Here is a 26,272-nt window from a genome sequence, read left to right as displayed (position 1 = left end):
CATGCAGGACGAGTTCAACGATCCGCTCTGGCGGCAAGTACTGTCCGGCGCGCAGATGCTCTTCGTGGCATTCGGCGCGCTGGTATTGATGCCGCTGATCACCGGCCTGGACCCGAACGTGGCGCTGTTCACCGCCGGGTTGGGTACGCTGCTGTTCCAACTGGTGACGGGTCGTCAGGTGCCAGTGTTTTTGGCATCGAGCTTTGCCTTCATCACGCCGATCATCTTGGCCAAAGGCCAGTTCGGCCTGGCCGAGACCATGGGCGGGATCATGGCCGCTGGCTTCGTCTACACCTTTCTCGGAGTGGCAGTGAAGATCAAGGGCACCGGCTTCATCGATCGCCTGCTGCCACCGGTGGTGATCGGGCCGGTGGTCATCTCCATCGGCCTGGCCATGGCGCCGATTGCCGCCAACATGGCGATGGGCAAGGCCGGCGACGGCACCGAGCTGATCCCCTACACCACCGCCATGTGGATCTCGATGCCGGCGCTGCTCACCACCATCATCGTGGCCGTATTCGGCAAGGGTATCTTTCGCTTGGTGCCGATCATCGCCGGGGTACTGGTCGGGTTCGGCATGTCGTTCGCCTTCGGTGTGGTCGATACGGCCAAGATCGCTGCAGCCTCGTGGCTGGCGCTGCCGCACTTCACTGCGCCGGCGTTCAACTGGCAGGCCATCCTGTTCATCGTTCCGGTAGCGCTGGCGCCGGCCATCGAGCATATCGGTGGCGTGATCGCCGTAGGCAGTGTGACCGGACGTGACTATCTGAAGAAGCCCGGCCTGCACCGTACCCTGCTCGGCGATGGCATCGCCACCACCGCTGCCGGGCTGTTCGGCGGCCCGCCCAACACGACCTACGCGGAAGTGACTGGCGCGGTCATGCTGACCAAGAACTACAACCCCAAGATCATGACCTGGGCCTCGATCTTCGCGATCAGCCTGGCCTTCGTGGGCAAATTCGGCGCGCTGCTGCAGAGCATTCCGGTGCCGGTGATGGGCGGCATCCTGTGCCTGCTGTTCGGCTCCATCGCCGCTGTGGGCCTGAACACCATGATTCGCCACAAGGTCGACATGGCCGAGGCACGCAATTTGGTGATCGTCTCGGTGACGTTGGTATTCGGTATCGGTGGCGTGCTGGTCGGCACCGGGACCGGGCCTGACGATTTCGGCCTCAAGGGCATTGCCTTGTGCGCCGTGGTGGCCATTGCCTTGAACCTGCTATTGCCAGGGCACGGCGACTGGAAGAAGACACCTCAAGCCTGAGCCTGGCCGGGAGCACCGCAGCGGCGCTCCCGGCTTTCCATTCCTTCGTTACAGCATCAACGGCGCCCGTTCGCACAGGGTATTCAAGGCTTCACCCCATTGCGGGTGATCGTTGAGGCACGGCACCAGCACCAACTCCTCGCCGCCCGCCTCGCAGAACTGCTCGCGACCACGGTCGCCGATTTCCTCAAGGGTCTCGATGCAGTCGGCAACGAAGGCCGGGCACATCACCAGCAGCTTCTTTACGCCTTGTTTGGCCAATTCGTCGAGACGTGCCTCGGTGTACGGTTCGATCCACTTGGCCCGGCCCAATCGGGACTGGAACGACACCGACCAGCTGCCTTCGGCCAGCCCCATGCGCTCGGCGAAAGCGCTGGCCGTGCGCAGGCACTGGGCGCGGTAGCAGACGGCAAGCACTTCAGGTGGAGCATTCTGGCAGCAGTCGGCGGTACGTAGACAGTGGCTGCCGGTCGGGTCGATCTTGGTCAGGTGCCGCTCGGGCAAGCCATGGAAGCTCATCAACAGATGATCATGGGGCTGCGCCAGGTAGGGCTTGGCACTGGCCACCAGTGCATCCAGGTATTCGGGCTGGTCATAGAACGGCTGCAACACGCTGAACTGCATCGCCAGCTTGCGCTCGCGCACCACCTTGCGAGCCTGCTCGATCACCGTGGTCACGGTGCTCTGGGCGAACTGGGGATAAAGCGGCGCAAGGGTCACTTTCTGCACACCCTGCCCGGCCAGACGCGACAATGCCGTGTCCAGCGAGGGCTCGCCATAACGCATGGCGACCTCCACCGGGCCATGGCGCCATTGCTCGGTCATGATCGCTTGCAGGCGCCGGGTCAGCACCACCAGTGGCGAGCCTTCGTCCCACCAGATCGAGGCATAGGCATGGGCTGACTGCTCGGGGCGCTTGATCAGGATCAGCGACACGATCAGCCGCCGCACCGGCCAGGGCACGTCGATGACATAGGGGTCCATCAGGAACTGGTTGAGATAGCTACGTACATCGGCCACCTGGGTCGATGCGGGCGATCCCAAGTTGACCAGCAGCAGGGCGTGATCGGTCATGCAGCATCCTATTTCCAGATTCTGTGGTTAGAGCTCAAAGCCGTCGGGACAGTTCGGTCAGCGCGGCAGAGAGTTCGCTGTAGCGAAACGTGAACCCGGCCGCCTGCAACGCCACCGGGCGCGCACGCTGGCCGCCGAGCAGCAGTCCCGACAGCTCGCCGAGTCCGGCCTTGAGCAGCAGCGATGGCAGCGGCAGAAAAGCCGGTCGATGCAGCACACGTCCCAGTTGCCGAGCGAATTCGCGATTGCGTACCGGTTCCGGCGCGCAGGCATTATAGGGACCGCGGCACTGAATCTTGTGCAAGAGAAAATCAATCAGGGCGATTTGATCGTCGATGTGAACCCACGGCATCCATTGCCGACCACTGCCGATCGGGCCACCGAGCCCGAGTTTGAACGGCAGTGTCAGACGCTTGAGAAAGCCGCCCTGGCTGGCCAATACCAGCCCGGTACGCACCAGCACCACGCGGATACCCAAGGCTTCGGCGCGCAGGGCGGTTTCTTCCCAGGCGATGCACAGGTGACTGGCAAAGTCTTCCTTGACCGGTTGCGACGTCTCATTCAACTCGCGTTCGCCGCCGTCGCCATACCAGCCTACCGCCGAGCCGGAAATCAGCACTTCGGGGCGTTGCGCGCGGCTTTCCAGCCAGGCCAACAGACGCTCGGTCAGGGTGATCCGGCTGCTCCACAGCAACGCACGGCGCTTGGCCGTCCAGGGCCGATCGGCAATCGGCGCGCCGGCCAGGTTGACTACCGCGTCGACCGTTTCGTCGCCGATTTCTTCAAGCTGCGCCACGCCGCGCACACTGGCCCCGCACAGCTGTTTGACCTGCCCCGGCTGGCGACTGAGCACGGTCAGCTGATGCCCTTGGCCCACCCAGTGCTGGCAAAGCTTGCGGCCAATGAGCCCGGTGCCGCCGGTCAGCAATATGTGCATAAGGTTTTCTCCAATGTGGCGTTGCGTCTGCAGCGCTAGTCTATTTTCAAGAGAGAGGCACTTTCCCTACACGGGGCTCTCTCATGAACCATAGGACACCTGAGCGAAAAGGATCCCGTTAACTTATACTTATTAAGACTTTTGTACAGGTTTGTTTGTTCCGAACACACATGTGCATAGCGCTTACGAAGCTGTTACGAGGGCACTATGAGTTTATTTGCTGGGAGTTTATCTGCTGGAAGTTCATCTGCCGCGCCTGTCCCCATCGCGATCATCGGCACCGGCATGGCCGGGCTGTCGGCTGCGCAGGCTTTGCGCAAGGCCGGTCATACCGTGCATCTCTTCGACAAGGCACGGGGCGTGGGCGGCCGCATGTCGAGCAAGCGCAGCGATGTGGGCTCTATCGACCTGGGCGCACAGTATTTCACCGCTCGCGACAGGCGCTTCGTGGCGCAGGTCCAGCAATGGCAGGCCGAAGGCTGCGTACAGCCGTGGTCACCTTCGCTGTACAACGCCAAGCAAGGTCGCCTGAGCCCATCGCCCGACGAACAGGTTCGTTGGGTCGGTGCACCACGCATGAGCGCCATTACTAAAGCCATGGCTGCCGACCTCCCCGCGTTCTTTTCCTGCCGAATCGCCGAGGTGTTCAAGGGCGAAGAATTCTGGGAACTGCTCGATGCCGAGGGCACCAGCCATGGGCCCTACAGCCACGTCGTGCTCGCTGTGCCCGCGCCTCAGGCAACTGCCTTACTGGCCAGCGCACCGAAGCTCGCCACGCAGGTGGCCGGGGTCAAGATGGACCCGACTTGGTCGGTGGCACTGAGCTTCGATACGCCGCTGGATACCCCGATGCAAGGCTGCTTTGTGCAGGACAGCCCGCTGGACTGGCTGGCGCGAAGTGGCAGCAAGCCAGGACGCGAGGACAGCAGCGACACCTGGGTGCTGCATGCCACCAGCGCATGGAGCAAGCAGCATATCGACCTGTCCCGCGAGGCAGTCATCGAACAGCTGCACGGTGCCTTCGCCGAACTGGTCAGTTGCCCGATGCCCCCACCCAGCCTGAGCCTGGCCCATCGCTGGCTCTACGCGCGCCCGGCCCAGCCCCATGAATGGGGTGCATTGGCCGATCCCGACCTGGGCCTGTACGTCTGTGGCGACTGGTGCCTGTCGGGCCGCGTCGAGGGCGCCTGGCTCAGCGGCCAGGAGGCCGCGCGGCGCCTGCTCGAGCATCTGCAATGAACGCTCGACACCGGCTCAATCCGCGCAAGCTGATGCTGTCGAAGTGGACCGCCGTACGCCCGGTCAACCGCGAGAAACACTTTCTGGTCAGCGAAGTGTTCTGCGACGACGACGGCGTCGTGCTGGAAGTGGAATTGCAAGCGGTTCTCACCCACCGTGGCCAGCGCTTGCCGTGGCAAGCGCTGCAGGACATGCAGACCTGGAAGATGGGCTGGCGGTGAGAGGCAGCCCCGCTTTCCGCCTGCGAATACCTGTACAAAGAATTTAGCCTGTACAAATCCGGATTTATGATGAAACTATGCTGTACAGCGTTGTCAGTATGTACAGGTTTCAGAAGAGGTCCGTCATGCAAGAGCCCAGCGTCAGCAAACCCAAGATCGGTATCAGTGCCTGCCTGCTCGGTGCGCCTGTGCGCTATAACGCCGGGCACAAGGAATCGCGCTGGTGCAGCCGGATTCTGGTCGAGCACTTCGAGTTCGTCCCGGTCTGCCCCGAGGTTGCCATCGGTCTGGGGACGCCCCGCGAGCCGATTCGCCTGGTCGGTGACAAGGATCACACCCAAGCGGTCGGTACCGTGCACCGTGACATCAACGTCACCGCCCCGTTGGCTGCCTACGGCGAACAGATGGCCGGTGAGCTGACCGATCTGTGCGGCTACATCTTCATGCAGAAGTCACCCTCCTGCGGCCTCGAACGGGTGAAGATCTACCGCGACAACGGCGCCCCCCAGCGCGAAGGTGGTCGTGGCATCTATGCCCAGGCCTTCTGTGCGCGCCACCCGGACCTGCCGGTGGAAGAAGAAGGTCGCCTGTGCGACCCGGTGCTGCGGGAAAATTTCCTGGTGCGTGTAGGCGCCTATGCCCAATGGCAAGCGCTGCTGACTGAAGGCTTGACGCGCCGTGGCCTGACGGAATTCCACTCGCGCTTCAAATACCAACTGATGGCCAACAACCCGCTGCAATACAAGGTGCTGGGCAAACTGTTGGGCAGCATGGGCCGCGGTGACGCCGAGCAGATCGGCCCGCGCTATTTCAGCGAGCTGATGCAGGCGCTCAAACGCTGTGCCACGCGTGGCACCCATAGCAACGCTTTGCAGCACATCAGTGGCTACCTCAAGCGCGATATCGATGCGCAGGACAAGCAGGAGCTGCAACAGTTGATCAATCAGTACCGCGAGGGCATCGTTCCGCTTGTGGTGCCGATGACCTTGCTCAAGCACCTGTTCCGTATTCATCCGGACCCTTACATTGCCCAGCAGACCTACCTGCAGCCGCACCCCGAAAACCTGAGCCTGCGCAATGCCATTTGACGCCAACGGCACCGACTGGCTGCCGATCCGTGAGGTCACCCGGCAGACCGGTGTGCACCCGGTCACCCTGCGCGCCTGGGAACGGCGCTACGGCCTGATCGTGCCGCACCGCACGGCGAAGGGCCATCGTCTGTACGACTCAGCGCAGATCGCCCGGATCCACCATGTGTTGACCTGGCTCAACCGGGGCGTCGCCGTCAGCCAGGTCAAACAGTTGCTCGACGCGCCGCGCGATGCAAGGCCCGAGGTGCAGAACGACTGGCAGCAACTGCGCCAGACACTGGCCCAGGCCATCAGCGACATGGCCGAGCGGCCGCTGGATGATCTGTTCAACCAGGCCATGGCGCTGTATCCACCGGCAACCCTGTGCGAGCAGCTGTTGCTGCCGTTGCTGAACGATCTCGAGCAACGCTGGGCCGGCCAGTTCGGTGGGCAGATGGAGAAGGTGTTTTTCCACGGCTGGCTGCGCAGCAAGTTGGGCACGCGGATCTATCACAACAACCGCCAACTCGGCGGTGCGCCCGTGGTGCTGGTCAATCAGGCCGACGTCACGCCGGACCCGTACCTGTGGCTGGGCGCCTGGCTCGTCAGCAGCAGCGATTGCCCGGTGCAGGTGTTCGACGCGCCGCTGCCGGCAGGTGAACTGGCCTTGGCCTGCGACAAACTCCAAGCCCGCGCCCTGATGGTCTACGCCGACAAGGCGCTCAACCTGGCCACGCTGGGTCGACTGCTGGTCGGCTGCGCCTGCCCCAAATGGCTGGTGGGCTCTGCCGTGCTCATCCATCGCGCCGCTACCGGAGACAGCCCTCCCCCGATGGCCGACCTGAACCTGGCGACCGATCCGTTGCACGCCCAGCAATCGCTGCAGGCGTCCGGCGTATTGGCCGACTGGCAACCCTGAATTCGAACGATGAGGCCCCCATGCAATTGATCTGGCTGCGCAGCGACCTGCGAGTGCACGACAACCCCGCCCTGGCGGCCGCCTGCGAGCAGGGCCCGACCGTGGCCGTGTTCCTGTTGAGCCCCAAGCAATGGTTGGAACACGATGACTCGCCGAACAAGGTCGATTTCTGGCTGCGCAATCTCAAGGAATTGAGTGCCAGCCTCAAGGCCTTGCACATTCCACTGCTGCTGCGTGAGGCAGATACCTGGGACAAGGCGCCCAAGGTGATTGCCGCGCTGTGCGCCGAGCACAAGATCGAAGCCGTGCACTGCAACGACGAATTCGGCGTCAATGAAAACCGCCGCGACGAAGCAGTGGAAGCCGCCTTGGCCAAGGCAGACATCCCCCTGCACCGCTACCTCGATCAAGCATTGTTTACACCGGGCAGCGTGCTGACCAAAGGCGGCACCTACTTCCAGGTCTTCAGCCAGTTCCGCAAGGTCTGCTACGAACGCCTGCATCAGTCCGTCCCGGCGCTGGCAAAAAAGCCTCGCGCGCAGAAGCCGGTGCACATCGCCGCAGACAAGGTTCCCGACCAGATCAAAGGGTTCGCCACGCCCGACGAAGCACTGCGCAAGCGGTGGCCTGCCGGTGAAAAGGAAGCGCACAAGCGCCTGGACACCTTCACCGACCAACCGATCGAAGACTACAAGGTCGAGCGTGATCTACCGGCCCACCCTGGGACCAGCCAGATCTCGGCGTACCTGACCTCAGGCGTGGTTTCCCCGCGCCAGTGTCTGCATGCGGCGCTCAACAGCAACCGTGGCGAGTTCGAGAGCGGCAACGTCGGCGCCGTGACCTGGATCGGCGAGCTGATCTGGCGCGAGTTCTACCGGCACATCATGGTCGGCTATCCGCGAGTGTCGATGCACCGGCCGTTCCGCGAAGAGTACGCCGCCCTGCCCTGGCGCAATGCACCCGGTGAGTTGCAGGCGTGGAAGGAAGGCCGCACAGGCATTCCCATCGTCGATGTGGCCATGCGCCAGCTGGTGACCACCGGCTGGATGCATAATCGCTTGCGCATGATCACGGCGATGTTCCTCAGCAAGAACCTGCTGATCGACTGGCGTGAAGGCGAGCGTTTCTTCATGCAGCACCTGATCGATGGCGACCTGTGCTCCAACAACGGTGGCTGGCAATGGAGCGCGTCCACGGGGACCGATTCAGTGCCGTACTTCCGGATCTTCAATCCGGTAAGCCAGTCGCAACGATTCGATGAGCAAGGCGGGTTTCTCAAGCAGTGGCTGCCCGAGCTGGAAGGACTGGATCGCAAGCAGGTCCATGCACCGACCGCCGACGCACTCAAGCAGAGCGGCTATCCCCGCCCGATCGTGGACCTGAAGCAAGGACGTGAACGTGCCCTGGCGGCGTTCAAGAATCTGCCACGCAAAGCCAAATAGAAGAAGTTATTGGAAGACGATCGCGGGCAGAGGACCCTGCCCGCGCGACGGCCAATGCTGGCCGAGAAAAAGCTTACAACGGCATGCGGTAGTTCAGGGTGTAGGCTTCAATACCATCGTTCGGCTCTTTGATGCCGGCGTTGGAGTAGTGGATCGCTCTCACGCCCAGCTCGTGACCGCCGCCGAAGCGCACGCCGAAGCCGATACGGTCTTCGAAGTTGAACGAGGAGCCCAGCTTGTTGCCTTCGATCTGAGTGTGAGCGAAAGCCGCGACGCCGATGCCGGCCTCGATGTAGGGCTTGATCGAACCACCGCCGAACTCGTAGACGAACACCGGAGCGAACGACAGGCTGTGGTTATCCTTGAAGTCCTTGCCATCCCAGTAGGTATAGCCAGCGTCCCAGTAGCCGGTCAGGCGACCGACGTCGGTCTGGAACCAGCTCTTGTCCCAATTGGATTGCAGACCAATGCGGTAGACCTGCGACGATTCGCCCGTCTCACCTGCAGAGAACGATAGGTCAGCCGCGTTCGCGGTTACCGATTGCCCCAACATCAAGGCTGCAAGCGCAGCCAAACTGAACAGTCTCTTCATGAGAAACATCCTACCGAATGCAGTTGTAAGAATTTTTGTCGAAAAAATGGACAAGCTATAGAAACCGGAGTTGGAACGTAAGTTCAGCGTTACACATCGATTTTTTCACATTTTTTTTACAACGTGAATCTTTGCACATTGTCAGAAAAATTCCACAGCTTCGGTAGGACATTTCGGAAAATATCTACGGACCCGCTCGTCCAGAACTGTGCAGGTCGTGCCGGGCCCTTGGCCAGAACCGCCCCGCTGCTCAATAACCGTTGCAGTTGACGAGCCACGGCGGCCCCGGTATCGACCAGCACCACGTCGGCCGGGACCAGGGTGGCCAGCAACGGCTTCAGGAAGGGGTAATGGGTGCAGCCCAGAATAAGCGTATCGCAACCCGCTGCGAGCAGCGGCTGCACATAGCCTTGCAGCAGCAGGCGCAGTTCCGGGCTGTGCAGATCGCCGGTTTCGATCAGCTCTACCAACCCAGGGCAAGGCTGGGTGATGACCTGAACTTCGTTGGCAAAGCGATCGAGCAGTGCCACGAATTTGGCGCTGCGCAGGGTACCGGTGGTCGCCAACACACCGACGATACCGCTGCGAGTGGCCGCAGCCGCGGGCTTGACCGCCGGCTCCATGCCCACGATCGGCCAGTCGGGATAGCGTTGGCGCAGATCGGCCACGGCAGCGACCGTGGCCGTGTTGCAGGCCAGCACCAAAGCCTTCGCGTCTTGTTCGCGGAAAAATTGCGCGACCTGGACACAACGCTCGCGAATGAATTCCGGAGATTTCTCGCCATAGGGCATGTGGCCGGTATCGGCGACGTACAGCAGCGACTCATCGGGCAACAGTCGCTCGATTTCACCCAGCACCGACAAGCCGCCGACACCGGAATCGAACACGCCGACCGGTGCTTCAGACATGCCGTGCGCTGCAGACCGGGCATTTGGGGTCGCGCTTGACCCGCATTTCGCGGAAATGCGTGCCCAAGGCATCGATCAACAGCAGCCGACCGACCAGTACATCGCCGAACTGTGCCAGCAGCTTCAAGGCTTCCAGCGCCTGCAGGCTGCCGACCAGGCCCACCAATGGGCCGACTACGCCGGCTTCGCTGCAGGTCAACTCGGCATCGCTGCCTTCACCGTACAGGCAGTGGTAGCAGGGGCTCTCCGGACGCCGCGGATCGAACACCGACAACTGCCCTTCCAAGCGGATCGCGGCGCCACTGACCAGCGGCTTGCCGGCCGCGAAGCAGGCCGCGTTCACCGCCTGGCGGGTGGCAAAGTTGTCGGAGCAGTCGAGCACCAGGTCGACGGCGGCCACGGCGGCACTCAGTGAATCTTCATCCAGTGCGTTACGATGCGCGATCAGATCGATCTCGGGGTTGATCGCACTCAACCGGGCGATGGCCGAATCGACCTTGCTGACGCCGACCGAGGCGCTGTCGTGCAGGACCTGACGTTGCAGGTTGGTCACATCGACCGTATCGAAGTCCGCTAGGTGCAGCTCGCCGACGCCTGCAGCGGCCAGGTACATCGCCACCGGCGAACCCAACCCGCCCAGACCGACGATCAGCGCACGACTGTTCTTGAGCCTCAACTGGCCCTCGATATCGATTTGCGCCAACAGCACCTGCCGGCTGTAGCGCAGCAGCTCCTGGTCGGTCAGCACAGCAACCGTCCGAGCGTGATACGTTCATGGCCGCCGAGATCGACGCGGCTTTCGATCTGCTCGAAATCATGCTGCGCCAGCAGCTCACGCACCACCGGCGCCTGGTCGTAGCCATGCTCCAGCAACAGCCAGCCGCCCGGCTGCAAGTGCTGCGGTGCCTGACTGATGATCAGGCGCAGATCATCGAGGCCATCCTCCCCGGCCACCAGCGCACTGGCAGGCTCGAAGCGCACGTCACCGGCACTCAGATGCGGGTCGGCGCTGGCGATGTATGGCGGGTTGCTGACGATCAGGTCGAAACGCTCGCCCGGCAGGGCGCTGAACCAGTGGCTCTCCAGTACCCGGGCATTGCCCAGATTCAGACGCACCCGGTTGCGCTCGGCCAACGCCACGGCATCGGCGACACGGTCGACGGCAGTGACCTGCCAGGCACCGCATTCGGACGCCAGGGCCAGGGCGATTGCCCCGGTACCGGTGCCCAGGTCGAGCACCCGCGCCGAACGAGGCGGCAGCAACTGCAGCGCAGCTTCCACCAGCAGCTCGGTTTCGGGACGCGGGATCAGCGTGTGCGCAGCCACTTCCAGGTCGAGTTTCCAGAAACCCTGTTGGCCCAGGATGTAGGCAACCGGCTCGCCCGCCTGGCGACGACGCATGAAGTCAGCGAACGCATGGGCGGCTTCGCTCGGCACGATACGCTCGGGCCAGGTGTGCAGGTAGCTGCGCGACTTGCCCAGCGCGGCGGCCAGCAACAGTTCGATATCCAGGCGCGCGGTCGGTGATTCCGGCAGTTCGGCGGCGCGCAACAGGCTGGCAATGATGGTCATGTTCTATTCACCCAACGCGGCCAACTGATCGGCCTGGTATTCAGCCAGAAGCGGCTCTATCACTGCATCGACTCCGCCGGCCAAAACTTCATCCAGGCAGTACAGGGTCAGGTTGACGCGATGGTCGGTCACCCGGCCCTGCGGAAAATTGTAGGTGCGGATGCGCTCGGAACGATCGCCCGACCCCACCAGCAGCTTGCGTTCGCTGGCGATGGCATTGGCCGCGGCACTGCTCTGCATGTCGTTGAGCTTGGCCGACAGCCAGCTCATGGCACGGGCGCGGTTCTTGTGCTGCGAACGTTCTTCCTGGCACTCCACCACGATGCCGGTCGGCAAGTGGGTGATGCGGATGGCCGAGTCGGTCTTGTTGACGTGCTGGCCGCCGGCGCCGGAGGAACGGTAGGTGTCCACGCGCAGGTCGGCCGGATTGATCTCGATGGCAACCTGCTCGTCCGGCTCGGGCAACACGGCGACCGTGCAGGCCGAGGTATGGATGCGACCCTGGGATTCGGTTTCCGGCACGCGCTGGACGCGGTGCGCCCCGGACTCGAACTTCAGCTTGCCGTAGACGCTTTCGCCTTCGACCCGGGCAATGACCTCCTTGTAGCCGCCATGCTCGCCTTCGTTTTCGGAAAGAATCTCCAGACGCCAGCCGCGACGCTCCGCATAGCGCGAATACATGCGGAACAGATCGCCGGAGAAGATCGCCGCTTCATCGCCACCGGTACCGGCGCGGATTTCGAGGAAGACGTTGCGCCCGTCGTTAGGGTCCTTGGGCAGGAGCATGCGTTGCAAGGCACTTTCCAGTTGCACCAACTGCTCGCGGGCCTCGCGCACTTCCTCGGCGGCCATTTCGCGCATGTCCGGGTCGCTGTCCTTGAGCAGCGCCTGCGCGCCTTCGAGGTCCGCCATCACCTTGGACCACTGCTGGTAGCCCAGCACCACCGGTTCAAGTTCGGCATATTCTCTGGAATAGGCGCGGAAACGGGTTTGCTCGGAAATGACTTCAGCGTCGCCCAGCAAGGCGGTCAGTTCCTCGAATCGATCCTGGATCGTGTCCAGCTTGTTGAGCAGTGACGCTTTCATTGCGGCGGTTTATCCGTTGAGCCCTCATTGAGGGCAAAGAGTTCCTGGGCCATGGCCAGCGCATCGACGCGGCCTTCGGCGGAGAGCTTTTTCATGTGCACGCTGGGGGCGTGCAGCAACTTGTTGGTCAGGCCCCGCGCCAGTTGCGCGAGCACCTCTTCGGCATTGCCGCCGTTGGCCAGCAGGCGCATGGCTTTCTGCAATTCTTCGTCGCGCAGGCGTTCGCCTTGCTGGCGATAGGCCTTGAGCACATCCACGGCCGCCAGCTCGCGCAGGCGCAGCATGAAGTCGTCGGCGCCCACGCTCACCAGTTCTTCGGCCGCCTGAGCGGCACCCTGGCGGGTTTTCAGGTTCTCGGCAACCACTTCGTGCAGGTCGTCGACCGTATAAAGGTAGACGTCATCCAGCTCGCCGACCTCGGGCTCGATATCGCGTGGCACGGCAATATCGACCATGAAGATCGGTTTGTGTCGGCGCAGCTTGAGCGCACTTTCGACCGCACCCTTGCCCAGGATCGGCAGCTGGCTGGCCGTGGAGCTGATGACGATGTCGCTGTTCACCAGCTCCTGCGGAATGTCGGACAGCAGCACCGCATGGGCGCCGAACTGCGCGGCCAGGGTGCTCGCCCGTTCCAGCGTGCGATTGGCGACCACGATGCGCTTGACCCCCTGTTCGTGCAGGTGGCGTGCGACAAGAGTAATGGTTTCGCCCGCGCCGATGAGCAACGCCTGGCTGCGCGCCAGATCGCTGAAGATCTGCTTGGCCAGGCTGACGGCGGCGAAGGCCACCGAGACCGGGTTTTCGCCGATGGCGGTGTCGGTGCGCACCTGCTTGGCAGCGCTGAAGGTGGCCTGGAACAGGCGACCCAGCAGCGGCCCGATGGTGCCGGCCTCGCGGGCCACGGCGTAGGCGGATTTCATCTGCCCCAGAATCTGCGGTTCGCCCAGCACCAGCGAATCGAGCCCGGACGCCACCCGCATCATGTGACGAACAGCCGCATCCTCTTCATGCACATAGGCGCTCGCGCGCAGCTCGTCGACGCTCAAACGGTGGTATTCGGCCAGCCAGCGCAGCACGGCATCGGCGGCCAGGTGATCCTGTTCGATGTACAGTTCGCTGCGATTGCAGGTCGAGAGGATCGCAGCCTCACGGCTGTCGGTCAGTCGGCAAAGCTGCTGCAGGGCCTCTACCAGCTGCTCCGGGGTAAACGCCACGCGCTCACGCACGTCTACCGAAGCAGTCTTGTGGTTGATACCGAGGGCGAGAAAGGCCATTCAAGGTCGCTGATGATGTCGAGGAGCCGGTAATTGTCCTACTTCGTCCGGTCCAGAACAACCACCGCTATCTATTGTCCTAATAGGCAACCTCGAGTTATGGGTTTGACCTGTGGCTTGTGTCATGATGATCCGACCGCAGGTAAGCCGCCAAAATCCCCTCTATGAATAGAACCTCCACGTTGCTCCTCGCCTTCGCCTTGCTGCAGGGCTGCCAGTCCTGGCCAGCCAGAGAGCAAGCGACTCCGGTCCCCGTGGCGCAGCCGGCGCCCACGCCGGACGAGACGCCCAAGGTCTACGGCTCGTTCAGCGAGGAAACCGTGTTCAGCCTGCTCAGCGCGGAACTGGCCGGCCAGCGCGACCGTTTCGATCTTGCCTTGGGCAACTACGTCACCCAGGCCCGCAAGACCCAGGACCCGGGCATTTCCGAGCGCGCCTTCCGCATCGCCGAGTACCTGGGCGCCGATCAATCGGCGCTGGAAACCGCCTTGCTGTGGGCCAAGAATGCGCCCACCGACCTGGACGCCCAGCGCGCTGCCGCGATTCAACTGGCACGCAATGGCAAGTACGACGAGTCGCTGGTGTACATGGAAAAAGTCCTGCAGGGCCAGGGCGATACCCATTTCGACTTTCTCGCGCTGTCGGCCGCCGACACCGACGAAAGCACCCGGCGTGGCCTGCTGCAGAGCTTCGAACGCCTGCTCGGCAAATACCCCGGCAACGGCCAGCTGATCTTCGGCAAGGCCTTGCTGATGCAACAGGATGGCAATACCGAGGGCGCCCTGACCCTGCTGGAAGACAATCCGCCGCAGGAAGGTGAAATTGCCCCGATCCTGCTCCGCGCCCGCTTGCTGGCCGCGCTCGATCGTGGCAGCGAAGCGATGCCGCTGCTGGAAAAGAACCTCAAGAAGATCCCCGACGACAAGCGCCTGCGCCTCACCTATGCCCGCATGCTGGTCGAGCAGAACCGCATGGACGATGCCAAGGTGCAGTTCGCCATTCTCGTGCAGCAATACCCTGACGATGACGAACTGCGTTACTCGCTGGCGCTGGTCTGTCTGGAAGGCAAGGCGTGGGACGAAGCCTACAACTACCTGCAACAGCTGGTGGAACGTGGCAGTCACGTCGATTCCGCGCACCTGAACCTGGGCCGCATCGCCGAAGAGCGCGGCGATCCGCAGGCCGCGCTCGAGGAGTATGCACAGGTCGGCGTGGGCACCGACTACCTGCCCGCGCAGCTGCGCCAGGCCGACATCCTCATTGCCAACGGCCGCGCCGACGAAGCTTCACGGCGCCTGGCCGCAGCGCGTGATGCCCAGCCCGACTACGCCATCCAGCTGTACCTGATCGAAGCCGAAACCCTGTCGAACAACGACAAGGATCAGTCCGCCTGGCTGGTGCTGCAGAACGCGCTCAAGAAGAACCCCGACGATCCGAATCTGCTGTACACCCGCTCGATGCTGGCCGAGAAGCGCAACGACCTGGTGCAGATGGAGAAGGACCTGCGGGCCATTCTGGCTCGCGAGCCGGACAACGCCATGGCGCTCAATGCCCTGGGCTACACGCTGTCGGATCGCACCACCCGCTTCGAAGAAGCCCGCGCGCTGATCGAGCGGGCGCATCAGATCAACCCGGAAGATCCGGCCGTACTCGACAGCCTGGGCTGGGTCAACTATCGGCTGGGCAACCTCGACGCTGCCGAAGGCTATCTGCGCAGCGCGCTCGAACGCTTTCCCGATCATGAGGTGGCAGCCCACCTGGGCGAAGTGCTGTGGGCCAACGGCAAACAGCGCGAGGCCCGCCGCATATGGGGCAAAGCCCTGCAAGAACAACCCGACAGCCCTATCCTGCGCAGCACCATCCTGCGCCTGACCGGTTCAGAGAATCTTTAATCCATGTCTGTTCGTCCTACCTCCTACATGCGTCACCTGCTGGTTGCCACGTTCATCGCCGTACTCACCGGCTGCGCCGGCATGGGCTCCCACGAAGCGTTGCAAGGCCAGGGCAACCCCCAGCTGTGGCAGGCGCACAAGCAACAGCTGACCCAGCTCGACGGCTGGGAAATCAACGGCAAGATCGGCATCCGCGCGCCCAAGGACTCCGGTTCCGGCACGCTGTACTGGCTGCAGCGCCAGGACTATTACGACATCCGCCTGTCTGGCCCATTGGGCCGCGGGGCAGCGCGTCTGACCGGACGTCCGGGCGATGTCAGCCTGGAAGTGGCCAATCAGGGCCGCTATCAGGCGACCACTCCCGAAGAATTGCTGGAACAGCAACTGGGCTGGAAGCTGCCGGTATCGCACCTGTCCTGGTGGGTCCGCGGCCTGCCGGCTCCCGACAGCAAGAGCCAGCTGACCCTGGACGGCAACAGCCGCCTGGCGGGCCTGGCGCAGGACGGCTGGACGGTCGAGTACCTGAGCTACGCCGAACAGAACGGCTATTGGCTGCCCGAGCGCATCAAGCTGCATGGCCAGGATCTGGACGTGACCCTGGTGGTCAAGGATTGGCAGCCGCGCCGGTTGGGGCAGTGACGTGAGCGAAGGTCTTTCCATGAATCCCGTGCTGACCCTGCCCGCCCCTGCCAAGCTCAACCTGATGCTGCACATTCTAGGCCGCCGCCCGGACGGCTATCACGAGTTGCAGACCCTGTTCCAGTTTCTGGACCACGGCGACGAACTGGACTTCTCCCTGCGCAGCGACGGCGTCGTGCATCTGCACACCGAAATAGCCGACGTGCCCCACGACAGCAACCTCATCGTCAGGGCTGCGCGCCAGTTGCAGACGCTCACAGGCACAACCCTGGGTGCTGACATCTGGCTGCGCAAGGTGCTGCCCATGGGCGGCGGCATCGGTGGTGGCAGCTCGGATGGCGCCACTACGCTTCTGGCCCTGAACCACCTGTGGCAGACCGGCTGCAGCGAAGACCAGCTTGCCCAGCTGGGTCTCGCCCTGGGCGCCGATGTGCCGGTATTCGTCCGCGGCCACGCGGCCTTCGCCGAGGGTGTGGGCGAGAAACTCACCCCGGTCGAACTGCCCGAACCCTGGTTTCTCGTGCTGGTGCCGCAAGTCTCTGTTAGTACAGCGGAAATTTTTTCCGATCCGTTGTTGACACGTGACTCGGCGCCCATTAAAGTGCGCCCCGTTCTTGAGGGAAACAGTCGTAATGACTGCCAGCCAGTAGTAGAGCGCCGTTACCCGGATGTACGTAACGCACTGAATTTGCTCAACAAATTCACTGAAGCTCGGCTAACAGGCACTGGAAGTTGTGTGTTTGGGGCCTTCCCAAGCAAAGCGGAAGCTGATAGAGTTTCGCACCTTCTTGCAGACACCCTTTCAGGGTTCGTAGCCAAGGGAAGCAACGTTTCGATGTTGCATCGCAAGCTGCAAAGTCTGTAACAGGAAACGAGTGCTGGGCACTCGGAGGTTTCAAGCTACAGGGGCGTCGCCAAGCGGTAAGGCAGCAGGTTTTGATCCTGCCATGCGTTGGTTCGAATCCAGCCGCCCCTGCCATTTTCCTATACTCATCCAGGTATACCCTCAGCCGGCAGGTACTGCGCGTGTCCAAGATGATGGTCTTTGCGGGGAATTCAAACCCCGATCTGGCTCGACGCGTTGTGCGTCAGCTGCATATCCCTCTCGGTGATGTCTCCGTCAGCAAGTTTTCCGATGGTGAAATCAGCACCGAGATCAATGAAAACGTTCGCGGTAAAGACGTCTTCATTATCCAGCCTACATGTGCGCCGACCAACGATAACCTGATGGAACTGGTGCTGATGGCTGATGCCTTCCGCCGCTCCTCGGCTTCGCGAATCACCGCCGTGATCCCCTACTTCGGTTACGCTCGGCAAGACCGCCGTCCGCGCTCTGCCCGTGTGGCAATCAGTGCCAAGGTCGTCGCCGACATGCTGACCGTCGTGGGCATCGACCGTGTACTCACCGTCGACCTTCACGCGGACCAGATTCAGGGCTTCTTCGATATCCCGGTAGATAACATCTACGGCTCCCCGGTTCTGGTGGACGATATCGAAGACCAGCGCTTCGAGAATCTCATGATCGTTTCCCCCGACATTGGTGGCGTCGTGCGTGCACGCGCCGTGGCCAAGTCCCTGGGCGTCGATCTGGGCATCATCGACAAGCGCCGCGAAAAGGCCAACCACTCCGAAGTGATGCACATCATCGGTGATGTCGAAGGTCGCACCTGTATCCTGGTCGACGACATGGTCGATACCGCCGGCACCCTGTGCCATGCGGCCAAGGCCTTGAAAGAACATGGCGCGGCCAAGGTGTTCGCCTATTGCACCCACCCGGTTCTGTCGGGCCGTGCGATCGAGAACATCGAGAAGTCCGTGCTGGACGAGCTGGTGGTGACCAACACCATCCCGCTGTCCGCAGCCGCACAAGCCTGTGGGCGTATCCGTCAACTGGATATCGCTCCGGTTGTTGCCGAGGCGATGCGTCGCATCAGCAACGAAGAATCGATCAGCGCGATGTTCCGCTGAGGGCCCTGCCCTTCGCAAGCACCGCTCTGACGAAAAGCGCCCCGGCCCGACACTCTTGTCGGGCCGGGGCTTTTTTGCCCGTATCGCCTTGGCGCTGGTCGCAAACGCTGGGCGAACGTGGTTATTTTGGAGAAACACATGAACGATTTTACTTTGAATGCCGAAGCGCGTTCCGACCTGGGGAAAGGTGCGAGCCGCCGCCTGCGTCGTCTCGCCAGCCTGGTTCCAGCTGTTGTCTACGGTGGCGACAAAGCCCCTGAGTCCATCAGCATGCTGGCCAAGGAAGTCACCAAGCTGCTCGAAAACGAGGCTGCCTTCAGCCACGTGATCGAACTGAACATCGGTGGCACCAAGCAGAACGTCCTGATCAAGGCGCTGCAGCGTCACCCAGCCAAGGGTCACGTCCTGCACGCTGACTTCGTACGCGTGATCGCCGGCCAGAAACTGACCGCCATCGTGCCTCTGCACTTCATGAACCAGGAACCGGCTGTCAAGAAAGGCGGCGAGATCTCGCACACCGAGACCGAGCTGGAAGTGACCTGCCTGCCGAAAGACCTGCCTGAGTTCATCGAAGTCGACATGGCTGACGCTGAAATCGGCACCATCATCCACCTGTCCGACCTGAAGGCTCCGCAAGGCGTCGAGTTCGTGGCACTGGCTCATGGTACCGACCTGGCAATCGCCAACGTCCACGCTCCGCGTATCGTTGCCGACGAAGAAACCGAAGAAGGCGCTGCCGAGTAATTTCACTCGCACGCCGAGCTCTGGATGACACCTTCGGGTGTCGTCCACGACTCGAAAAGGAAGAGCCCCTGACGTGACCGCCATACAACTGATCGTTGGCCTGGGTAACCCCGGCCCCGAATACGAACAGACCCGGCATAACGCAGGGGCTCTTTTCGTTGAGCGCATCGCCCAGGCCCACCGTGTGAACCTGGTAGCCGATCGCAAGTATTTCGGCCTGACGGCGCGTTTCAGCCATCAGGGCCATGACGTTCGTCTGTTGATCCCCACCACCTACATGAACCGCAGCGGTCAATCCGTCGCGGCGATGGCGAATTTCTTTCGCATACCGCCGCAAGCGATCCTGGTGGCCCACGACGAACTCGACCTGCCCCCCGGCGTCGCCAAGCTCAAACTGGGCGGCGGGCACGGTGGGCACAACGGCCTGCGCGACATCATCGCGCAGCTCGGCAATGACAATGGCTTTCACCGTCTGCGGCTTGGCATCGGCCACCCGGGTGACAGCAAGTTGGTGTCCAATTTCGTTCTTGGCCGCGCCCCGCGCGCCGAACAGGAAAAGCTGGACGCCAGTATCGATTTCGCCCTCGGTGTGCTGCCGGATATCTTCGCCGGCGAGTGGAATCGCGCGATGAAAAACCTGCACAGCCAAAAGGCCTGACTCTTCGAAGAGGGATTCACCATGGGATTCAACTGCGGCATCGTCGGCCTGCCCAACGTCGGCAAGTCCACTCTGTTCAACGCCTTGACCAAATCCGGGATTGCGGCCGAGAACTTCCCGTTCTGCACCATCGAGCCCAACAGCGGCATCGTGCCGATGCCCGATGCGCGCCTGGAAGCCCTGGCTGCCATCGTCAATCCCAAGCGCGTACTGCCGACCACCATGGAGTTCGTCGACATCGCAGGCCTCGTGGCCGGCGCCTCGAAAGGTGAAGGCCTGGGCAACAAGTTCCTCGCCAACATCCGTGAGACCGACGCCATCGCCCACGTGGTGCGCTGCTTCGAAGATGAAAACGTGATCCACGTTTCCAACAGCGTCGACCCCAAGCGCGACATCGAGATCATCGACCTGGAACTGATCTTCGCCGACCTCGACAGCTGCGAGAAGCAACTGCAGAAGGTCGCGCGCAACGCCAAGGGCGGTGACAAGGACGCCGTGGTGCAAAAGGGCCTGCTGGAGCAGCTGATTGCCCACTTCACCCTGGGCAAGCCGGCCCGCAGCCTGATGAAGAACATGGGCGCCGACGAGAAGGCCGTGATCCGTGGCTTCCACCTGCTGACGACCAAGCCGGTGATGTACATCGCCAACGTCGCTGAAGACGGCTTTGAAGACAACCCGTTGCTGGACGTGGTACGCGCCATTGCCGAAGAGGAAGGCGCGATCGTGGTGCCGGTGTGCAACAAGATCGAAGCCGAAATCGCCGAGCTCGACGACGGCGAAGAGAAGGACATGTTCCTCGAGGCCCTGGGCCTGGAAGAGCCCGGCCTGAACCGCGTGATCCGCGCCGGCTACGACCTGCTCAACCTGCAGACCTACTTCACCGCTGGCGTCGAGGAAGTCCGCGCCTGGACCGTGAAGATCGGCGCTACCGCGCCCCAGGCCGCCGGCGTGATCCACACCGACTTCGAGAAAGGCTTCATCCGCGCCGAAGTCATCGCCTATAACGACTTCATCCAGTACAACGGCGAAGCCGGTACCAAGGAAGCCGGCAAGTGGCGTTTGGAAGGCAAGGAGTACATCGTCAAGGACGGTGACGTGATGCACTTCCGTTTCAACGTCTGAGTCGGTCTGCAACACCGCTTCGCGCGTCCCCTGAAAGCCCCGCTGTCGCCTTGCGATGCGGGGCTTTTTGCGTTCAGGCTTCGGCCGTTGCCCAATCTTCGAGCCGAAGCCCAGGCACGCGCACGAACTCTCTCGTATTGTTGCTGACCAGAATCAATCCTCTGGAGCGTGCATGTCCGGCGATCATCTGGTCGTACGCTCCGATCGGCGTACCCGATCGCGTCAGCTCGGCACGTAGCTGCCCGGTGTGGGCAGCGGCGATCGACCGAACTTCGCATTCGCTAGACCTTGCTGGTCCTCGGCAGCAGGATCGTGAGGATGCCGAACAGCGGCAGGAAGGAGCACAGCCAGTACACGTACTCGATGCCGTGTATGTCTGCCAGATGGCCCAGCAGCGCTGCGCCGATGCCACCGAAGCCGAACATCAGGCCGAAGAACACGCCCGCGATCATGCCCACGTTGCCTGGCACCAGTTCCTGCGCATACACCACGATGGCGGAGAAGGCGGAGGCCAGGATGAAGCCGATGACCACGCTCAGCACGCTGGTCCAGAACAGGTCGACGTAGGGCAGCATCAGGGTGAACGGCGCCGACCCCAGGATGGAGAACCAGATCACCGCCTTGCGGCCGATCTTGTCGCCGATGGGGCCGCCGAAAAACGTGCCGGCCGCCACTGCGCCGAGGAACAGGAACAGGTGCAGTTGCGAACTGGCCACCGAGAGGTCGAACTTTTCGATGAGGTAGAAGGTGAAGTAACTGGTGAAGCTGGCCATGTAGAAATACTTGGAGAACACCAGCAGCGCCAGCACCACCAGCGCCGCCTTGACCCGCCCCTTGGACAGGCCATGGGTGGCGCGCTGGCCGGCTCGGGCCTTGAACTGGTTGAGGTGGCCGCGGTACCAGCGGCTGATTGCGTACAGCAATGCCACGGCGAACACTGCAATCAGACCGAACCAGGCCACGTGTCCCTGGCCGTACGGAATGACGATGGCGGCCGCCAGCAGCGGCCCGAAGGCCGATCCGGTGTTGCCACCTACCTGGAAGGTGGACTGCGCCAGACCGAAGCGTCCCCCTGAAGCCAACCGCGCGACCCTCGAGGTTTCCGGGTGAAAGGTGGAGGAGCCAATGCCGATCAGGGCCGATGCCAGGAGGATCATCGGGAAGCTGCCCACCGTGGAGAGCAGCATGATGCCGATCAACGTGCAGACCATGCCGGCCGGCAACAGCAGCGGCTTGGGATGGCGATCGGTGTAGAAACCGATCCAGGGCTGCAGTAGCGAAGCGGTGACCTGGAAGGTCAAGGTGATCAGGCCGACCTGGGTGAAGGTCAGGCCGTAGCTGGCCTTGAGCATGGGGTAGATCGACGGCAGCACGGCCTGGATCAGGTCGTTGACCAGGTGTGCGAGCGCACAGGCGCCGAGGATGCGCATGACCAATGGGCTGGTCTGGGCCGCGCCGGGCACGCTGGCAGGGTTGCTTGTTGTTGTGGGGGTGGCCATGGGGATTCCGTTGGCTGGCAGGCATGGCCGGACACTCTGCCATTTTGCGTGCCTCGTCGCCAGTTGCCGACACGGGTGAAACTGGCACGGCGCAATGGCGTCAACGAATACAACAACGACCGGGCGGTGATAAACTGGCGCCAGTCACTAAAAACCCATGAAGAATCGATAAAGTTCCAGAAACCCTCCGCATGAGGCAATGGGGTTTCGCCAGAATCAGGAGCGATCATGCCCAAAGTTTCTCACACGGCCCTGCGTCGCCAGTTCCGTGAGCTGTTGTCTTCAAAACAGTGTTATCACACCGCTTCGGTGTTCGACCCCATGTCCGCCCGCATCGCTGCCGACCTGGGCTTCGAGGTCGGTATCCTCGGCGGTTCGGTGGCCTCGCTGCAGGTGCTTGCCGCTCCCGACTTCGCCCTGATCACCCTCTCCGAGTTCGCCGAACAGGCCACGCGCATCGGTCGTGTCGCGCAACTGCCAGTGATCGCCGACGCCGATCACGGCTATGGCAACGCGCTGAATGTCATGCGTACGGTGGTGGAGCTGGAACGTGCCGGCATCGGTGCGCTGACCATCGAAGATACCCTGCTGCCAGCGCAGTTCGGTCGCCGTTCCACCGATCTCATCTCGGTGGCCGAGGGCGTTGGCAAGATCCGCGCGGCGCTGGAGGCCCGGGTCGATCCCGAGTTGACCATCATTGCCCGTACCCATGCCGGTGTGCTCTCCACCCAGGAAGTCATCAGCCGCACCCAGGCCTATCAGGCCGCTGGTGCCGACGGCATCTGCATGGTTGGCGTGAAGGACTTCGAGCACCTGGAGCAGATCGCCGAAAACCTCAGCGTGCCGCTGATGCTGGTGACCTACGGCAATCCGGCGCTGCATGACGACGAACGCCTGGCGGCCTTGGGTGTGCGGGTCGTGGTGGCTGGCCACGGTGCCTATTTCGCGGCCATCAAGGCCACCTACGATTCGCTGCGCGAACAGCGCCAGCAGTTCAGCAAGAGCACCGACCTGAGCGCCACCGAACTGACCCACACCTACACCCACCCGGAGAGCTACGTCGGCTGGGCCAAGGAGTTCATGAACGTGAAGGAATGACCGGCGGGGCGCCGGGGCGGGAACATCATGCGGTCATGTGGGTCGGTTAAAAGGGAACCGCCGAAGGGTTCCGCTACCGGCCCCATCGGCCACGTACGAAAAGGCGACATTTTTAGTTGCTCTCAAGCCGTCCACGCCCTAAAGTTCGCGCCGACCGTCCATGCTGGAAACGATCCATCCGGCTCAAGTACTGACGACGAGACAACAGGCCATCGGAAAGCAGCTTTCCGTGGCCTTTTTGCTTTCGCCCGACATGCCTTGGGAAGTAGGCGAACCAAAGTGGGGATACGGAGGATGGTCATTTGAGCCCATTTATATTCACGACGTTTGCCACCAGGAGTCCCTAGCATGTCGATCAACGTCGAAGACTACTTCGCACGCGATACCTTCAACAAGATGAAGGCCTTCGCCGACAAGCAAGAAACCCCCTTCGTACTCATCGATACCGCCATGATCAGCAAGGCCTACGATGACCTGCGCGCCGGTTTCGAATTCGCCAAGGTGTATTACGCGGTCAAGGCCAACCCGGCCGTGGAAATCATCGACCTGCTGCGCGACAAAGGCTCGAACTTCGACATCGCTTCGATCTACGAGCTGGACAAGGTCATGAACCAGGGTGTGGGCCCGGAGCGGATCAGCTACGGCAACACCATCAAGAAGTCCAAGGACATCCGCTACTTCTACGACAAGGGCGTGCGCCTGTACGCCACCGACTCCGAAGCCGACCTGCGCAACATCGCCAAGGCAGCACCGGGTTCGAAAGTCTACGTGCGGATCCTCACCGAAGGCTCGACCACGGCCGACTGGCCTCTGTCGCGCAAATTCGGCTGCCAGACCGACATGGCCATGGATCTGCTGATCCTGGCGCGCGACCTGGGTTTGGTGCCCTACGGCATCTCCTTCCACGTGGGCTCGCAGCAGCGCGACATCAGCGTATGGGATGCGGCGATCGCCAAGGTCAAGGTGATCTTCGAACGCCTCAAGGAAGAAGACGGCATCGTCCTCAAGCTGATCAACATGGGCGGTGGCTTCCCGGCCAACTACATCACCCGTACCAACAGCCTGGAAACCTATGCCGAGGAAATCATCCGCTTCCTCAAGGAAGACTTCGGTGACGATCTGCCGGAAATCATCCTCGAGCCCGGCCGTTCGTTGATCGCCAACGCCGGTATCCTGGTCAGTGAAGTGGTACTGGTAGCCCGCAAATCGCGCACCGCGGTCGAGCGCTGGGTGTACACCGACGTAGGCAAGTTCAGCGGCCTGATCGAAACCATGGACGAGTCCATCAAGTTCCCGATCTGGACCGAGAAGAAAGGCGAGATGGAAGAAGTGGTGATCGCCGGGCCGACCTGCGACAGCGCCGACATCATGTACGAGCACTACAAGTACGGCCTGCCGTTGAACCTGGCCATCGGTGACCGCCTGTACTGGCTGTCCACCGGTGCCTACACCACCAGTTACAGCGCGGTGGAATTCAACGGCTTCCCGCCCTTGAAGTCGTTCTACATCTGATGCACCGGTAACCTGCGGGCAGCCATCGGCTGTCTGCAGGTCTACTGTTCCAGCGCCTGCAGGCGCTGCGCATAGAGCGTTGCCATCGCCCTGATGGCTGGCTGCCTGGCCTGCTCCAGCACCGCCACACTACTACGTAGAAAATTGCTGTTCCCGCCTTCAAGAGCTCGATGCAGCCAGATCAGCGCCGTGTCGACATCCCCCTCCTCCGCCAGTATCGCGGCGTGGCTGAACTGCCCGCGGAAATCACCTGCCTGCGCCGAACGCATGTACCACACCTTTGGCTTGGGCAGGTCAGCACCGACCACCAGCCCCTGTTCAAGATAGCGGCCGACCAGATTCATGGACTTGGCATGGCCCATGGTCGCCGCCTGCAGGTAGCACGCGAAGGCCCGCGCATGGTCGAGCCCGATGCCGCGCCCTGTCCCCAGCAGGTTGGCCAGGTTGTACAGGCCCCAGTCGAGCCCTGCCTGCGCCGCCTGCAGATAATGCCCGGCGGCACGTTCGACGTTGGCCTCGCAGCCCCAACCGTGCTCGTGGCAGCGCCCGAGCATGTTGTGCGCCATGGGGTGGCCATGATGGGCCGCGATGGCAAACCACTTCACCGCGAGCGCTGTATCGCGTTCGATACCGCGGCCATCGAGCAGGATCTGCCCGAGCAGCGCCTGGGCGTCGACAACGCCCTGCCCTGCGGCGATCACCAGCGCCTGCGCAGCCTTGCGCGGTTCAGCGATGAGCATCGCCTGCAGCTGTTCGTTGTCCAGGACTTCCAGGCGACGCAGGCGCCAGTCGGCGCTCATACGTCCACCCAACGCCGCAGCAGGTTGTGATAAGTGCCGGTGAGTTGGATCAATGACGGATGATCGGGGACATCACGAGTCAATTGCTGGATCGCGCCGTCCATCTCGAACAGCAGCGCACGTTGGCTGTCCTCGCGGACCAGGCTTTGCGTCCAGAAGAAAGACGCGAAGCGGGCGCCGCGGCTGACGGCGCGCACCTTGTGCAGGCTGGTGGCCGGATACAGCAGCAGATCCCCTGCGGGCAGCTTGACCTCGCGGGTGCCGAAGGTGTCCTGGATCACCAGTTCACCGCCGTCGTAATCCTGCGGATCGCTGAAGAACAGCGTCGAGGACAGGTCGGTGCGCACGCGTTCCACGCCACCCTTGGCCTGGCGCACGGCGTTATCGATGTGGAAGTCGAAACTGCCGCCTGCCGTGTAGCAGTTGAGCAGCGGTGGAAAGACCTTGTTCGGCAACGCCGCCGACATGAACAACGGATTGGCCCACAGGCGTTCGAGCAGCGCGGCGCCTATTTCCACGGCCAGTGGATGGCCCTCGGGCAGTTGCAGGTTGTGCTTGGCCTTCGCGGACTGGTGGCCAGCGGTGATTCGGCCGTCTGCCCAGTCGGCCTGCTCCAGAGCCTGGCGGATGCGCAGCACTTCGTCGCGCGCGAACAATCCTGGAATGTGTAGGAGCATGGAAATTCACCGCAGGCCGAGGGGCAGCAATGGTATTGATTCCCATTGCCGAAGCACAAGGGTGT

General features: G+C 62.4%; 26 protein-coding genes, 1 tRNA gene and 1 pseudogene. 16 read left to right on the top strand and 12 right to left on the bottom strand.

The features are described 5' to 3' along the window. Position 1: 1 nt before the first annotated feature. Positions 2 to 1,264 (top strand): uracil-xanthine permease family protein, encoded by a 1,263-nt coding sequence (locus AC788_RS13995; protein ID WP_049861199.1) that lies wholly within the window; start codon positions 2 to 4, stop codon positions 1,262 to 1,264. Between the two features lie 48 nt (positions 1,265 to 1,312). On the opposite strand, the gene hemH is transcribed toward AC788_RS13995, so the two are convergent. Both hemH and AC788_RS13985 read right to left on the bottom strand, forming a co-directional pair. Then, positions 1,313 to 2,338, bottom strand: coding sequence for a ferrochelatase (hemH, locus tag AC788_RS13990; protein WP_049861198.1), 1,026 nt, complete (start codon positions 2,336 to 2,338; stop codon positions 1,313 to 1,315). Between the two features lie 34 nt (positions 2,339 to 2,372). Further along, the gene (locus AC788_RS13985; RefSeq protein WP_049861197.1) at positions 2,373 to 3,275 is read right to left on the bottom strand and encodes a TIGR01777 family oxidoreductase; all 903 of its coding nucleotides are present in this window, start codon (positions 3,273 to 3,275) and stop codon (positions 2,373 to 2,375) included. A gap of 207 nt (positions 3,276 to 3,482) precedes the next feature. Here AC788_RS13985 and AC788_RS13980 point away from each other — a divergent pair, with 207 nt between their 5' ends. The 5 genes from AC788_RS13980 (at position 3,483) to phrB (ending at position 8,166) form a co-directional block, all read left to right on the top strand. Further along, positions 3,483 to 4,514, top strand: a complete 1,032-nt coding sequence (locus AC788_RS13980) for an NAD(P)/FAD-dependent oxidoreductase (RefSeq protein ID WP_049861196.1) — start codon at positions 3,483 to 3,485, stop codon at positions 4,512 to 4,514. Next, on the top strand, positions 4,511 to 4,735 hold the full coding sequence (locus AC788_RS13975; RefSeq protein WP_049861195.1) for a TIGR02450 family Trp-rich protein: 225 nt from the start codon (positions 4,511 to 4,513) through the stop codon (positions 4,733 to 4,735). Before AC788_RS13980 ends, AC788_RS13975 begins: the two co-directional genes overlap by 4 nt. 125 nt (positions 4,736 to 4,860) lie before the next feature. After that, positions 4,861 to 5,823: a YbgA family protein gene (locus AC788_RS13970; RefSeq protein WP_049861194.1), complete on the top strand. Its 963-nt coding sequence runs from the start codon at positions 4,861 to 4,863 to the stop codon at positions 5,821 to 5,823. Further along, on the top strand, positions 5,813 to 6,724 hold the full coding sequence (locus AC788_RS13965; RefSeq protein WP_049861193.1) for a MerR family transcriptional regulator: 912 nt from the start codon (positions 5,813 to 5,815) through the stop codon (positions 6,722 to 6,724). Before AC788_RS13970 ends, AC788_RS13965 begins: the two co-directional genes overlap by 11 nt. Before the next feature lie 20 nt (positions 6,725 to 6,744). Then, positions 6,745 to 8,166: a deoxyribodipyrimidine photo-lyase gene (gene phrB / locus AC788_RS13960; protein ID WP_049861192.1), complete on the top strand. Its 1,422-nt coding sequence runs from the start codon at positions 6,745 to 6,747 to the stop codon at positions 8,164 to 8,166. A 73-nt stretch (positions 8,167 to 8,239) separates the two neighbouring features. Here the strand turns inward: phrB and AC788_RS13955 are convergent, their stop codons facing one another. From AC788_RS13955 to hemA, 6 genes are all read right to left on the bottom strand, one after another. Then, on the bottom strand, positions 8,240 to 8,758 hold the full coding sequence (locus AC788_RS13955; RefSeq protein ID WP_049861191.1) for an acyloxyacyl hydrolase: 519 nt from the start codon (positions 8,756 to 8,758) through the stop codon (positions 8,240 to 8,242). 116 nt (positions 8,759 to 8,874) lie between these two features. Continuing rightward, positions 8,875 to 9,666, bottom strand: coding sequence for a glutamate racemase (gene murI, locus AC788_RS13950; RefSeq protein WP_049861190.1), 792 nt, complete (start codon positions 9,664 to 9,666; stop codon positions 8,875 to 8,877). Continuing rightward, a complete protein-coding gene (locus AC788_RS13945; protein WP_049861189.1) occupies positions 9,659 to 10,414 on the bottom strand; it encodes a molybdopterin-synthase adenylyltransferase MoeB in 756 nt (251 codons plus the stop codon). The genes murI and AC788_RS13945 overlap by 8 nt, the downstream gene beginning before the upstream one ends. Beyond that, a complete protein-coding gene (gene prmC / locus AC788_RS13940) occupies positions 10,408 to 11,238 on the bottom strand; it encodes a peptide chain release factor N(5)-glutamine methyltransferase (RefSeq protein WP_049861188.1) in 831 nt (276 codons plus the stop codon). Before prmC ends, AC788_RS13945 begins: the two co-directional genes overlap by 7 nt. 3 nt (positions 11,239 to 11,241) lie before the next feature. Then, positions 11,242 to 12,324: a peptide chain release factor 1 gene (prfA, locus tag AC788_RS13935; protein ID WP_049861187.1), complete on the bottom strand. Its 1,083-nt coding sequence runs from the start codon at positions 12,322 to 12,324 to the stop codon at positions 11,242 to 11,244. Further along, positions 12,321 to 13,598, bottom strand: a complete 1,278-nt coding sequence (gene hemA, locus AC788_RS13930) for a glutamyl-tRNA reductase (protein ID WP_049861186.1) — start codon at positions 13,596 to 13,598, stop codon at positions 12,321 to 12,323. The genes prfA and hemA overlap by 4 nt, the downstream gene beginning before the upstream one ends. Positions 13,599 to 13,762: 164 nt before the next feature. On the opposite strand from hemA, the gene AC788_RS13925 reads away from it, so the two are divergent. From AC788_RS13925 to ychF, 8 genes are all read left to right on the top strand, one after another. Further along, on the top strand, positions 13,763 to 15,490 hold the full coding sequence (locus AC788_RS13925; protein ID WP_049861185.1) for a tetratricopeptide repeat protein: 1,728 nt from the start codon (positions 13,763 to 13,765) through the stop codon (positions 15,488 to 15,490). Between the two features lie 27 nt (positions 15,491 to 15,517). Further along, positions 15,518 to 16,129 carry a lipoprotein insertase outer membrane protein LolB gene (gene lolB, locus AC788_RS13920; protein ID WP_442965543.1) on the top strand — a complete coding sequence of 204 codons (612 nt, stop codon included), beginning with the start codon at positions 15,518 to 15,520 and terminating at the stop codon, positions 16,127 to 16,129. 19 nt (positions 16,130 to 16,148) lie between these two features. Continuing rightward, positions 16,149 to 16,994, top strand: coding sequence for a 4-(cytidine 5'-diphospho)-2-C-methyl-D-erythritol kinase (gene ispE / locus AC788_RS13915; RefSeq protein ID WP_049861325.1), 846 nt, complete (start codon positions 16,149 to 16,151; stop codon positions 16,992 to 16,994). A gap of 39 nt (positions 16,995 to 17,033) precedes the next feature. After that, positions 17,034 to 17,108 (top strand) — tRNA-Gln (locus AC788_RS13910). A gap of 47 nt (positions 17,109 to 17,155) precedes the next feature. Then, positions 17,156 to 18,097, top strand: a complete 942-nt coding sequence (locus AC788_RS13905) for a ribose-phosphate pyrophosphokinase (RefSeq protein WP_043192909.1) — start codon at positions 17,156 to 17,158, stop codon at positions 18,095 to 18,097. A 138-nt stretch (positions 18,098 to 18,235) separates the two neighbouring features. Then, positions 18,236 to 18,841: a 50S ribosomal protein L25/general stress protein Ctc gene (locus tag AC788_RS13900; protein WP_049861183.1), complete on the top strand. Its 606-nt coding sequence runs from the start codon at positions 18,236 to 18,238 to the stop codon at positions 18,839 to 18,841. Positions 18,842 to 18,914: 73 nt separating this feature from the next. Further along, positions 18,915 to 19,499: an aminoacyl-tRNA hydrolase gene (pth, locus tag AC788_RS13895; protein WP_043192904.1), complete on the top strand. Its 585-nt coding sequence runs from the start codon at positions 18,915 to 18,917 to the stop codon at positions 19,497 to 19,499. A gap of 21 nt (positions 19,500 to 19,520) precedes the next feature. Continuing rightward, complete coding sequence (ychF, locus tag AC788_RS13890; RefSeq protein ID WP_049861182.1) at positions 19,521 to 20,621, top strand: redox-regulated ATPase YchF; 1,101 nt, start codon at positions 19,521 to 19,523, stop codon at positions 20,619 to 20,621. A gap of 73 nt (positions 20,622 to 20,694) precedes the next feature. Here the strand turns inward: ychF and AC788_RS21415 are convergent. Both AC788_RS21415 and AC788_RS13885 read right to left on the bottom strand, forming a co-directional pair. Further along, a pseudogene (locus AC788_RS21415) lies at positions 20,695 to 20,880 on the bottom strand (VapC toxin family PIN domain ribonuclease); the annotation flags it as partial. A gap of 22 nt (positions 20,881 to 20,902) precedes the next feature. Further along, positions 20,903 to 22,120 carry an MFS transporter gene (locus AC788_RS13885; RefSeq protein ID WP_049861181.1) on the bottom strand — a complete coding sequence of 406 codons (1,218 nt, stop codon included), beginning with the start codon at positions 22,118 to 22,120 and terminating at the stop codon, positions 20,903 to 20,905. Positions 22,121 to 22,348: 228 nt separating this feature from the next. On the opposite strand from AC788_RS13885, the gene AC788_RS13880 reads away from it, so the two are divergent. Both AC788_RS13880 and AC788_RS13875 read left to right on the top strand, forming a co-directional pair. After that, on the top strand, positions 22,349 to 23,218 hold the full coding sequence (locus tag AC788_RS13880; protein WP_049861180.1) for an isocitrate lyase/PEP mutase family protein: 870 nt from the start codon (positions 22,349 to 22,351) through the stop codon (positions 23,216 to 23,218). Between the two features lie 348 nt (positions 23,219 to 23,566). Continuing rightward, positions 23,567 to 24,730 (top strand): type III PLP-dependent enzyme, encoded by a 1,164-nt coding sequence (locus tag AC788_RS13875; protein ID WP_049861179.1) that lies wholly within the window; start codon positions 23,567 to 23,569, stop codon positions 24,728 to 24,730. 41 nt (positions 24,731 to 24,771) lie between these two features. Here AC788_RS13875 and AC788_RS13870 read toward each other — a convergent pair whose 3' ends face one another. Both AC788_RS13870 and AC788_RS13865 read right to left on the bottom strand, forming a co-directional pair. Then, complete coding sequence (locus AC788_RS13870) at positions 24,772 to 25,530, bottom strand: tetratricopeptide repeat protein (RefSeq protein WP_049861178.1); 759 nt, start codon at positions 25,528 to 25,530, stop codon at positions 24,772 to 24,774. Next, positions 25,527 to 26,207: a Fe2+-dependent dioxygenase gene (locus tag AC788_RS13865; RefSeq protein WP_049861177.1), complete on the bottom strand. Its 681-nt coding sequence runs from the start codon at positions 26,205 to 26,207 to the stop codon at positions 25,527 to 25,529. Before AC788_RS13865 ends, AC788_RS13870 begins: the two co-directional genes overlap by 4 nt. Between the last annotated feature and the right edge of the window lie 65 nt (positions 26,208 to 26,272).

Origin of the sequence: Pseudomonas sp. RIT-PI-a (assembly GCF_001187875.1) — a bacterium.
In the GTDB taxonomy this organism is placed as follows: domain Bacteria; phylum Pseudomonadota; class Gammaproteobacteria; order Pseudomonadales; family Pseudomonadaceae; genus Aquipseudomonas; species Aquipseudomonas coleopterorum.
The sequence above is the reverse complement of the archived record's forward strand: the minus strand, read 5'-3'. Positions and strand labels throughout refer to the sequence as shown.